This is a genomic window from candidate division WOR-3 bacterium (assembly GCA_016867815.1).
In the GTDB taxonomy this organism is placed as follows: Bacteria; Hydrothermota; Tepidihabitantia; order Tepidihabitantales; family Tepidihabitantaceae; genus UBA2258.
In genome coordinates, this window is sequence record VGIR01000088.1 from 1 (window position 1) to 11,769 (window position 11,769).

Annotated in this window: 6 protein-coding genes and 1 pseudogene; 4 read left to right on the forward strand and 3 right to left on the reverse strand. The window is 63.6% G+C overall.

All coding sequences use genetic code 11. The features are described from left to right. Positions 1–1,452: 1,452 nt before the first annotated feature. Both FJY68_11470 and FJY68_11475 read left to right on the forward strand, forming a co-directional pair. On the forward strand, positions 1,453–2,532 hold the full coding sequence (locus tag FJY68_11470; GenBank protein MBM3332446.1) for a glycosyl transferase: 1,080 nt from the start codon (positions 1,453–1,455) through the stop codon (positions 2,530–2,532). Between the two features lie 183 nt (positions 2,533–2,715). After that, positions 2,716–2,835 (forward strand): annotated as a pseudogene (locus FJY68_11475) (pyridoxal phosphate-dependent aminotransferase). Positions 2,836–4,570: 1,735 nt separating this feature from the next. Here FJY68_11475 and FJY68_11480 read toward each other — a convergent pair. The 3 genes from FJY68_11480 to FJY68_11490 form a co-directional block, all read right to left on the reverse strand. Beyond that, positions 4,571–4,933, reverse strand: coding sequence for a DUF3795 domain-containing protein (locus FJY68_11480; GenBank protein MBM3332447.1), 363 nt, complete (start codon positions 4,931–4,933; stop codon positions 4,571–4,573). A 292-nt stretch (positions 4,934–5,225) separates the two neighbouring features. Then, complete coding sequence (locus FJY68_11485) at positions 5,226–6,674, reverse strand: T9SS type A sorting domain-containing protein (protein ID MBM3332448.1); 1,449 nt, start codon at positions 6,672–6,674, stop codon at positions 5,226–5,228. A gap of 168 nt (positions 6,675–6,842) precedes the next feature. Continuing rightward, a complete protein-coding gene (locus tag FJY68_11490; protein ID MBM3332449.1) occupies positions 6,843–9,575 on the reverse strand; it encodes a T9SS type A sorting domain-containing protein in 2,733 nt (910 codons plus the stop codon). 199 nt (positions 9,576–9,774) lie between these two features. On the opposite strand from FJY68_11490, the gene FJY68_11495 reads away from it, so the two are divergent. Together FJY68_11495 and FJY68_11500 are read left to right on the forward strand one after the other, a co-directional pair. Then, positions 9,775–10,743, forward strand: a complete 969-nt coding sequence (locus FJY68_11495) for a zinc ABC transporter substrate-binding protein (protein ID MBM3332450.1) — start codon at positions 9,775–9,777, stop codon at positions 10,741–10,743. Positions 10,744–10,884: 141 nt separating this feature from the next. After that, positions 10,885–11,592: a DUF541 domain-containing protein gene (locus FJY68_11500; GenBank protein ID MBM3332451.1), complete on the forward strand. Its 708-nt coding sequence runs from the start codon at positions 10,885–10,887 to the stop codon at positions 11,590–11,592. Positions 11,593–11,769: the final 177 nt, after the last annotated feature.

An 11,769-nucleotide genomic window follows, 5' to 3' on the forward strand; every position in this document is an offset into this window, starting at 1 on the left:
GAAGCGCTGGCGCCCTGGCGAGATGCGCTGGCGCTGGTGTGTAGCTGGGCTGCTACATGCCGAGCAGCACTTCCGGTGCGTAGATGGCTACCGGCACATCCCCGCATTGCTGAGTGCACTGGAACGGTCCGCGTCACCGAAAGAAATTGACGCAACAGAGAGAGTTGCCTAAAGTGATGTGGGAGCCGCTAGGAATTTCAACTAACCGAGGGACATGCTCAACCACCCCACCACAAGACGTAGTAGAAAGTTATCCACCGAGTTATCCACATTCTATCCCCACTGTTAACCACACTCGGTTATCAACACGACTACCACCAGCTGTATCCACATACTTATCCACACCACCACTAGTATGCCTTGACATTGAAAGCTCAACTGGCATTCTGGGTTGATGGCCGACAGTACTTCCGCTTCAGTCAGCAGGCAGACCCCCGGGCCGCTCCGGGACCAGCCCCCTGCATGACCTCATGAGGGTCCGCCCTGGTCCGGCAATGTGCCCTTATGCTTCGGGAAAGCGATTCTTCGTGCTTGTCGCCCTGGTGGCCATGGTCATCCTGGCGATGACCAGTGTGGCGATATGCGCGGTGCTTTCCGGGAAGGACGGCGTCATCACCGGGGCCTGCTGCGGCGCCATGTCGGCCGCCGTGTGCGGCGTGGAGTGAAAGCGGGTGGACGAGCCCCGGCTGACAGCGTCCATGCGCATCGCGCTGGCCGACCTCAAACTCGCGAAGCTGCACGTCGCCTGTCCCGGCGTCAAACGCAACCGACTGGCGACCGACGTCGAGGTCATCCCGCTGGCCCAACTCGTCGACGCCCCATAGCCACCCGGCCCGGGCCAAGCCAGCGCGCCGGCTCAAGCACAAGCGCAAGCGCAAGTCGTCCATCGTTGATCGTCGCGTTCGGAGTTCCTCGCTCAGCGTTCCTCACTCATCGTTCTCCTCGTTCCTCCGTCTTCAGTGCCCACCTCCCGCCATTCTGCATCTTGCTCTTTGCATACTGCAATTCGACTTCGTCCCGTCCCCATCTTTGCCTTTTGGCTTCTGACTTGTGCTCCGTCACGTTGTCCCTGGCCCTACTCACACCCATCTCCCACTTTCCTACTTCTCACTCCTCGTTCATCGCTTTTCCCCGTCCTTTCCCGCACTAGACCCCCTGATCACTTGCTTCTGTCTCGTCCTCGCGGTATTCGATCTCGGCTCTGGCTTCGGCCCGAGAACCGTAACAGGAACATACCACCAAGACACCAAGGCACAAAGGGTGCCGGACGAAAGACGGTGAGCGAAGAAAGGTGAACGAGAAAGGGGCGGGTTCTGGGTCGAACGTCGGATTCAGGGCGACACCAGATTCTTGCTTTCAGTTTCCCAACGGCTATTGTGGAAGGGTGACAATCCGCAGCCGGAGACGGCATGGACCGACGTCAGTATCGACCCGAAGTGAGGCGGGCCGGCTGTGTTTGTAGCCGAGGTGCTGGGCTTGAGCCTGGGCTCGCTTGCCTTGTCTTGGGTCGGCGCATACGTCGTGACGAGGCGGGCGGGGAGAGGAGCGCCGATGGACGTTCCCGTCGCCCGGAGTTCCCATGCGCGACCGACGGTCACCGGCGGCGGTATCGGGCTGGCGCTGGCGCTCTGCCTGTCTCTGTTGCTGATTTCCGTGTTCCGCCATGGCCACCCGCAGGGAGAGATCGGCCTGTTCAGTGTCGCCACGGTTGTCGTCGCTGCCGTCGGCCTGTGGGATGTCTACCGTGACCCGCCCGGGCACTGGCGGCTGTTCCTGGAGTTGGGCGCTGCCGGGATGGTCATGGGTGCCGGGATGGGAATCTACCAGTTCCAGATGCCCTGGGGTCCTAGCTTCGCGCTCTGGTGGGCGGCAGTCCCGCTGACCCTGCTCTGGATGACCGGTGTGACTAACCTCTATAATTTCATCGATGGCGTGGACGGGCTGGCGTCCATTCTCGGCATCGTCTATGCGTCGGGAATCGCCGTGGCCGCGTTCACCACCGGGCACCCGGACGAGGTGCTCGTCGCCCTGGTGGTCGCCGCGGCGTGCCTGGGGTTCCTCTGGTTCAACTTCCCGCCGGCCCGGGTGTTCATGGGCGACGTGGGCAGCCTGACGCTCGGGTTCGTCTTTTCGGTCCTGGCGATGCGGCTTTCCGCCTCGTCGCTGCGGCCGGTTCCCCTGGTCTTCTTCCTGATTCTCTACAGCAGCTTCCTGTTCGACACCAGCTACACCATACTGCGTCGCGCCTTCCGAGGCGAGGAGTTCTGGCTGGCCCACCGTACCCATCTCTACGAACGGCTCAATCGCATCGGCTGGAGTCATCTGCACGTGACCCTGCTCTACCTGGGGCTGGGCCTGGTTTCTCTGCTGCTGGCGCTCGGCTACCTGCGTGCCGGCCCCGCGGTTAGAACCGCACTGGTTGGCCTCCAACTGCTCATCTGCGCCGGGCAGTTGGTGTTTGTGAAGGCCGTCGAGGGGAGCGAGTACGTGCTGATCCACCGGCGACCGAAGCCGACACTGAAGCAGCAATGATGCCGCGATCTATGTTGAACCACGAAGGCAAGCAGGCACGAATCGGACGGGTTGAACCAATGATGGACACAGATACCCGGGCCGATGTTCCCGCGAGGGCCATCCGGGCTAAGCGGTGTTTTTCCGTGGCTACTCGGTTACTGAGAGCAGAAATGCGGGGGCAGAAGCCATAGTGCCGGCACTATGAAGCGGATCTTTCTTTCGCCGCCCCACATGTCGGGCCGGGAGCAGGAGTTCGTCCGGGAGGCGTTTGAAACCAACTGGGTGGCACCGCTGGGACCGCACGTCGACGCCTTTGAGCGGGAGTTCGCCGCGACCATCTCAGGAGGAACGCCGAACGCCACATGCCAGACGCCAGACGATGAACGCGGAGCGATGAGTTCCGAACTCAGCACTCAGTCTCGGAAAGCGCGAAGCGATGAACGCGGAGCGATGAGTTCCGAACTCAGCACTCATGACCCAGCGTTCAGCCCTGGACCGCTTTACGCTACCGCGCTGTCGTCCGGTACTGCGGCGCTGCACCTCGCGCTCCGCCTCCTGGCGCAGGATGAAAAGACGGAGGAGGGAAGACGGGAGCCGGGCGTCGGGGGAAGAAGAACGAAGAACGATGGACGATCCAATGAGGTGATATGTTCGACGTTCACCTTCGCCGCCAGTGCCAACGCCATTACCTATGAGGGTCTTACCCCCGTGTTCATCGATTCGGATGCGACGAGCTGGAACATGGACCCGGACCTGTTGCGCGAGGAGCTGGCTGACTGCGCGCAGCGGGGAAAGCTGCCGCGGGCGGTGATTGCGGTTGACCTGTACGGCCAGTGCGCCAACTACGACCCGATTGTCCGGGCGTGCGATGAGTTCGGGGTTCCGTTGATAGAGGACGCGGCCGAGGCGCTGGGAGCAGTCTACTGGGGGACCGGGGAGAGTCCGGAATTCAGAATCCAGAGTTCAGAATCGAGAAGTGAAGAGGCGGAAGGCAGAATTGCGGACTCGGAGTCTCACCCCAAAGACACCAAGACACAAAGGGCCCAGGACGAAGAACGAAGGACTAAGAACGCGCGGCAGGCCGGCAGCTTCGGAAGGTGCGCGGCCTTTTCCTTCAACGGGAACAAGATCATCACCACGGGCGGCGGGGGGATGCTGGTGTCGCACGAGAAGGCGATCACCGAGAAGGCCCGGTTCCTGGCCACGCAGGCGAGAGACCCCGGCCCGCACTATCAGCACTCCGAGATAGGATTCAACTACCGGCTGAGCAACGTGCTGGCCGCCATTGGCCGGGGACAGCTTGCTCTCCTGTCAGAGCGCGTCGCTGCCCGCCGGGGGAACTTCGAGTTCTACCAGCAGGCTCTCGGTGACCTGCCCGGCATCGAGTTCATGCCCGAGGCGCCGTTCGGCAGATGCACGCGCTGGCTCACCTGCCTGACCATCGACCCGAAGGCAGGCGGCGCGACCACTCATGACGTGCGTCTGGCGCTGGCGAAGGAGAGCATCGAGGCGCGGCCGCTCTGGAAGCCGATGCACCTGCAGCCGGTTTTCGCGGGCTGCCGAGCCCGCGGCGGCGGCGTCTCGGAACGGCTTTTCGAGTCCGGACTCTGCCTGCCCAGCGGGTCGTCGCTGACCAGGGAAGACCTCGAGCGCATCTGCACGGTCGTCAGGCGCGTGCTGCTGAGAACCAGCGGTAAGTAGCCGGTAGGCAGCGCGCGGGCCGCGCAAGTCAAAGGTCAGAAGGCAGGAGCCAAGACAACCAAAGCTGATGCGAACCTGACGAACCCCAAGGCCGGGGCGGCGGACGACACGTGCGCAGGTTCCTGCCGGCGTACGTCGAGGCGTGCTTCGCGGGACGCGGCGAAAGTCCCGTCGTGCGCTCGGAGCGGAGGCGGGCGGGATTCACCCGCCCGCCTTGTCTGTTTCGGACCGCGGCTCGGCCGTTCTACAAAGGGTCTCCGGCTATGAAGGCCGCCACTACCCGTTCGTACTCGCCATAGCTCATCTTCTGCGGCAGGCAACGGCGGCGTGCTGGCCGGGTGCCGCCGACCAGGCGCTAGGTCGGGGATGCGCTGCCGCGCCGCGCGCGGACGGCGTCGAGCCGTGCCTTTGCCTCGGGTGCGTTCTTTTGGAACCCGGCAAGAGTCGCGCAGGCGTAGTCGGCGCAGTCGGCACAGGAGGCCAGCCCGCGGCCTCGGGCGCACTTGCGGATCTCGCACATCGCATCGCAGTAGTAGAGGTGCGCGCCCTCGCCGGCGCAGCCGGTGCAGTTGATCTCTTCGGGTTTGAAGTCGTGGCCGAACGACCTGGACCATTCGACAGCGGTCTTCGCGCGCAGGGCCGAGTCGTTGGTCCGTGTCGCGATTAGAGCCGGGCAGGCATTGCAGTCTATGCCGCAGTAACTTAGCATCTCGGGCATGTACCTCCTTTGTCGGCTACATGGTAGCCGTTCTCTGCCCCGTGTCAAGTGGGCGGGAACGCCGGTGAACCGGGCAGGGCGAGCAGGCCAGATTGCGAGAAGTGAAACCGTGTAGGAGCGGTGAGCTGCCGGCTTGCTGAGCGGCTGGTGGTGCTGGACCACGAACCGCGGCGCCGCGGCGATGTAGCCGCCACAATCCGGTTTTCGCCCGTTTCGTGTCGATGCCCGAGCGGAAGAAGATCCCGGGGCGGCAGTGACGCCGCCCCGGTATTCTGCAGCAGTTCTGACCGGACTAGCGCTGAACCACCAGTTTCCGGGTGGACGTGAAAGCACCGGCTTCGAGTCTGACCAGGTACACACCGGTTCCGACCTTGCGACCGCGCAAGTCGCTGCCGTCCCAGGCCAGGGAGTAGCGAGCAGGGAGGAGGGAGAATTTGCAGAGAGTGGCCACGAGTGCGCCGGAGGAGGAGTAGATGCTGAGGCTGAGGCGGCACGGGTGCGGCAGGACGAAACCGATGCGCGCGCGGCCACCGGTCGGGTTGGGCACGACCTGGTCGAGACCGAATGCCGCCGGCGGGCTCTTTCTTTCCTCGATTCCCGGGAGAGAAATGACGATGACTGAGTCCGCGGCGAGGTCGTTAGCCGGCCGGCTGTCGCCCGCCAGTTCGGTGGTGCACCTCACCGCGAAGGTGCCGGTCGATCTCGCGACCCAGTCGGTGAAGTCCAGCGTTTCTTCATCCCCGGCGTTGAGCGTGGTGGTGACGGTGTCGGTGTAGCCGGAACCGATGGTAAACCGGGTGAGGAATGTCTCCACTACGTTGCCGAAGTTACGCACGACCGCCTGGGGCGTGACCAGAGTACCGGTGTCGACGGTATCAACCGGCGCAACGATGGCTCTCGCGCCGACGTCGTGGGCCGGAAACGCGTCGTGGACTTTGAGCCGCCAGAGCCAGGTGTCGCTGCGGCCGATTGCCCAGACATGGCTGCCGGTGGAATCCGGTCCATCAAAGGCCAGGCCGCCGGGGTATGCAACCGTTGGCAGGGTGTACGTTGCCAGGATGGAGTAGGAATTCGCTACCGTGTCAAACGAGCAGTAGTAGATGTTATCCGTCGAGCTGGTTCCGTTGGAGATCCACAGCCGGTTTTCGTACGCGCGGTCCAGGGCGATGACGCCCATCCAAGTCGGGGTCGGAGACCCGGTCGGGGTCAGGGTATCCCGGACCGTGCCGTCGGGGTAGAGCGTGTAGACGAAGAAGGGTGAGTTTGCATCTGAGGCCCAGAACATGGCACCGTCCCAGTCCACACCGCGAAGCTGCCCGGGCGGGAAGCCGAAGCTCCTGAGAAACGTACCGAGCGTGTCGTAGATGTAGAAGGTGCTGCTCGAGTAGCTGGCGACACACAGGGAATCGCCGACGCGGACCAGGTCGTAGGGCCCACTGCCCTGGCCGGTGAACGAGTCGACGAGGGCGCCGGTGAAGCGACTGCGCTTCTGGACGAGCGGCGAGCCGTCGCCGGCAGCCACCCAGACGTCGGTGCCGTTCGGGTCGAGGCAGAGACCGCGCCAGTACGACGATGGTGGCGACCCGATGGACACCGAATCCACCTTCACCCACATCGAGTCGTCAAACGACTGGATTCCGCAACGGGAACAGGCGGGAGCCGAGAACTCCGCCAGAGATGCGTCAGGCGGCAGAGATGAAACGACGCCCGTCAGCAGCATTAGGACGAACAACTCAGACACCTTTTCCTCCCTTCGGTTTCACGTACATCTCCGCGGCCAGGGCCGACAGCGCCGCGACATCGATGTAGCTGCCACAGATTAGCTTTCGGCTCTTCCGTGTCAATGCCGGAAGAACGTTCCGGGGCGGCAGTGACGCCGCCCCGGTATTCCGCAGCAGTTCTGTCTGGTCTAGTGCTGGACCACCAGCTTGCGGGTGGACGTGAAAGCACCGGCTTCGAGTCTGACCAGGTACACACCGGTTCCGACCTTGCGACCGCGCAAGTCGCTGCCGTCCCAGGCCGCCGCGTACCAGCCCGGGTTCTGGTTGCCGGCCGCGAGCGTGCGGACCAGCGTTCCGGCCGCCGAGTAGACCGACAGCTTCACCGCCGCCGGCCTGGGCAGTCCGTAGCGGATGCTGGTACGGCCGCTCGAAGGATTGGGCAGCACCTTGTCCAGGTTGAACGCCGCCGGCAGGCTCCGGCCCTCGCTGATGCCGGCCAGGGGGTAGACCACGAACGTATCAGCAGCGGCGTCGTTCGCCGGGTTCTCGTCACCGGCGAGTTCAGTGGAACACCGGGTCGCAAAAGTGCCGGCCGGGTTGGCCGTCCAGGCCGCGAACGTCAGCGTATCAGTCAAACCGGCGTCAAGGGTATAGGCGATGGTGTCGGTGTAGCCGGTGCCGATGGTGAGCAGGGTGTGGAAGGTCTCTGTCACGGTGCCGAAGTTCTGCACCACCACCCTGGGCGTGATCACCGCGCCGGTGTCGACGGTATCAGCCGGCGCGATTATGGCCGTCACGCCGACATCATGGGTCTCGTCGATGGCCGGTTCAACGGCGCCGGAGACCGTCCAGGCGAAGGCCTGCTTGCGCGCGGTCGCCACGCTGTGGGCGCTGACCCGGATAGTCCACGTGCCGGTATCAGGCGCGTTGACCCGGGCACATTCCTCGACGTTGATGGAATCGCGGTCGGCCGGGTTGGGAGTGGACTGGCCGCTGGTGTACCTGTTGCCCTTGTAGACGACGGCGCTGGGCGAGGTGAGCGTGAGGTCGAGGTCGTTGACGATCGTCGGGTTCGCGCTCGGTGCGGCTGCCGTGTCGGTCCAGGCGAGGCAGACGCGGAGCGGGATCGCCGAATCCACCCGGAACTGCCGTTCCATGAACTCCCCGGTAGCAATGCCCGTGGTGTCATCGGTGATTATGAGCTTGCGTACGTCGCCGGTGAAATAGAGCAGCGAGTCGGCGTCGATCCGGCCCCAGCCGATATTCATGCTGGGGATCGTGTAGGAGCCGATGTTCGGATCGGCAGACGTCATTGCCATCGAACGGAGCAGGGCCGAGGAGACGTAGGAGATCCGGTCGCTTTCTACCGGGCCGCCGGTCGGATAGTAGCCTTCCTGCAGGTAGCAGCGCATCAGGCCGATGGTGCCGTTGGCGGTGGGCGTGGCCATCGACGTTCCGGACATCTGGCTATATCCGTTCGTGCCGGTGTTAAGGACAGACCAGATGTCGACGCCGGGCGCCATCACGTTCGGCTTGATGCGGTTGTCCTGGGTCGGGCCGCGGCTGGAGAAGCCTGCGATCGTGTTGGAGGCGGTGCCCCGTTCAGTCGCACCGATGGTGAGGATGTTCTTGGCAATTGACGGGTTGCCCAGGGTCTTTGAGCCGGAACCCTCGTTGCCGGCGGCGATGATGTTCAGAAAGTCCTTGTGCGCCCAGCAGAACGCGTCGCTCGACGCGTCCTGGATTTTGTAGGTGCCCTGGGTATTGCTCCAGCGCCAGGAACCGGAGTGCTGCTTGATGGGCCGCACCGAGTCAGGCAGGCCGCGGCCGAAGTAGATGGTGTCCCACAACATGGTGAAGTCGGTCGGGATGACGAAGTTGCCGCTACCGCTGGTGACGTCGACGAAGTAGAGCCGCGCGTCCTTGGCCATGCCGTCGTAGTAGCTCGTGCCGCCGGCGGCTGAGTCGTTGCCGGCGACCGAGCCATTGACGTGACTCCCGTGATAGCTGACCTCGCTGGCGCTGGCGCCCTGATAGAGCTTGAACGCAACGACCTTGCGGTGGTCGGGCCAGACGCCGGGGGGCGTGATCGGCATTGTCGGGTCGCGGAACATGTTGTGGCCGGTGTTCATGCCGGTGTCGGACGTCGAGAGAATCACCCCCTGCCCGCGCACGCCTTTCCGCCACACCGGTCGCGCCGCCATGCTGGTGTCGGGCGGCGACGATGCCTGCCAGCCGCCCTGCATCACCCACTGGCTGGTGTTGTTGCAGGTGGTGGCCTCGGACCATTCCTGGACCCAGAAAGTCTCCTGGAGCCGGGCCACGGACGCGATGTCGCTGCCATCGAGGGTGGCGGTGATGGTCGTACCAAAGCTCGTGGTGAGCAGTTCGTGAACGGTCCCGTCGGTCGTTTCGATCGCCGTCGTGACCGGGGCAGGGCTCGCGCCGGGCATGACCATGATGACGACCTTCCTGGTTCCGCTAGCGTCCAACAGACCGGATTCCAGCTTATAGGCGGGCTGGAACAGACCAACCCAGCGGACCATCGGCAGCAGCTCTACGTAGGCTCGCTGGTCCGGCGTGAGGTAGGCAAGCACAGCGTAGTTGGGCAGGTAGCCGAACGTGCTTACGCCGTTGCGCTCCAGGTCGCGGAACCACTGCTGCAGCAACGGGCCGGTGAACTGGACTATGTAGTACTGACTCTGATCGGCAGCAGGCTCGATGCTGAGCCCGGCCGGAAGCGTCGGCTCACCGATGCGTGTGTCGATGGATATGTCATTGGCAAAGGAGATGAAGTTGGCTTCTTCGCCGGCGGCGGGTTCGAAACGGTGCGCCGGGCCCATGCTGTAGTGCGCCGGCCGCGCCGCAACCAGCCCGACAGTGATAATCAGACATACGACTACGGACTTCAGACCTTTCAACGGTCCTCCTTGATGATTCTGGGCATACCTATCGGTGCAAACTGAACGACCCTATATAATAGGAAACATACTCCGGTCAATCAACTCACGACCTATTTTCGTTTCTTAGACCGGCGGAAGCGCGGCAGAGGTGCGCAAATGATGGCCGACGCCTCCCGTCAGGCGGTTGACGCGCGAAGCCCCAGCCCTATACTGACCCATGGACATCACGAGAGTTGTCATGTTCATTTCAGGTGTCGGGCTGCTGGCCGGGTGCGGGGCGGCGACGGAGAAGGCGAGTGGCCGGTTGAGAGTCGTGACGACAATCGGCGTGCTGGCCGACTGGGCGAGGCAGGTAGGCGGAGACCGGCTGGAGGTCACAAGCCTCTTGTCCGGGAACGAGAGTCCCCATACCCACGAAATCAAGCCGGCCGATGTGAAGACGATCGCCGATGCCCACATCCTGTTCAGGGTAGGGCTCGGGCTTGAGGAGTGGCTGGACCCGGTGGTGAAGAACGCCGGGAACAAGAAGCTGGTCGTGGTTGACGCGGCCTCAGGCATCAGCGACGTGATCGTCGATGCGGGGCATCAGCCGAAGTCAGAAGGCAGAAGGCAGAATCCAGAAGGCAGAAGTGAAGCGGCCGGCGTCAAGCGTGAGGCGTCGAGCGTTGAGCATCGGTCCGGCAATCCCCACATCTGGCTGGACCCGGGGTATGCGAAGGTTGGGATTGGCAATCTGGTGCAGGAGCTGGTGCGGCTCGACCCGCAGGGCGAGAGCCTGTATCGGAGGCGCGAGGCAGCGTACTTCGCGCGACTGGACAGTTTGAACGCGGCCATTGCCGCGGATTTGGCCGGTCTGAAGGAGAAGCGGCTCATCACCTATCATGACGCATGGCCGTACTTTGCCCGGAGGTTCGGCCTGGATATCGTCGCGAGCGTGGAGCCGATTCCGGGCCAGGAGCCGTCGGCAAGGGAACTGGCGCGGCTGGTGGACATGATCCGTCGCGAGCGCATCAAAGTCGTGACGACCGAGCCGCAACTGCCGTCGGCCCTGCCGGGCATGCTGGCAAAGGAGACGGGCGTGAGGGTGCTGATGCTCAATCCGCTCCTGGTCGGGCCGGATGGCACCGTTGACTATGTGCGGGAGTTGGGCGCCGGTGCCGCAGCACTGGCCGCGGCGCTGAGGTAGAAGGTGAATGACGAAGCACGAAGCTCGAATACCGATTGAAGCTCGAAGGCAGGAGAATGACGAATTGTGGAACTGGCCCCAGCGGTCCCGGTCGGGCGGTGCGTGGCCGTCAGTTTCGGAATCAGGGGAAAAGGAGATAGCGTGAAGAAGACAGCGATGGTAGTGGTGCTCGTGATTGCGGCAGCGTTCGCAGCAGCGCCGGAGAAGCCGACGAGAACGCTGGCCGTGACCGGGACCGCGGAGGTCTCGGTCAGGCCCGATATCTGCAACATCAGCTTCGGGGTGGAGACGTTCCACAAGAAGAGCGCGCGCGAGGCTTACCGGATGAACGGCGAGGTGATGACCGCGTTGAGCGCGGCGGTGCTTGCCACGGGTATCGAGTCCAAGGACGTGCAGACGTCGGGTTTTGCGGTTGCTCCCCAGTACCATTATGACAATGACAACCACCGGCGGGTCTTCGACGGCTACCGCGTCTACCATGCGCTGGAGGTGAAGGTGCGCGACCTGAACAAGCCTTCGGCCGTGCTCGATGCCGGGATGGAAGCCGGGGCCACGCAGGTGAACAGCGTCACTTTCGCGGTTGAGAACCCGAAGAAGTACACGGCCGAGGCGCGGGTCGAGGCGGTGAGAGCGGCCCAGGCCAAGGCGCAGACGATGGCGGACCTGACCGGGGTCCGGCTGGGCAAGCCGATCAACATCAGCGAGAGCGAGCCGGGCGGCTGGGGCCAGTACTACGCCCAGCCGAACGTCGCGCTCGACCGCGCGGCGAGCGCCGAGGAATCGCCCGGTCTGCAGCCGGGCGAGTTCAAGCTGACGAGAACGGTCTACATCACATACGAGGTGGAGTAGGTGATGATTGGCGAAAAAGGGGACAGTGGGGCTGTTGAAAAACCCTCTTTTGATGCAACCATGTAAGTATGTCAGCCGTCTGAAGGTTGGATGCCACCGAAAGGAGCCCGACCTTGATTGGACATCAAGACCGCTGGCAAGAGGACCTGTTTGTAGCCTGTCCTCTACGCGACCTTG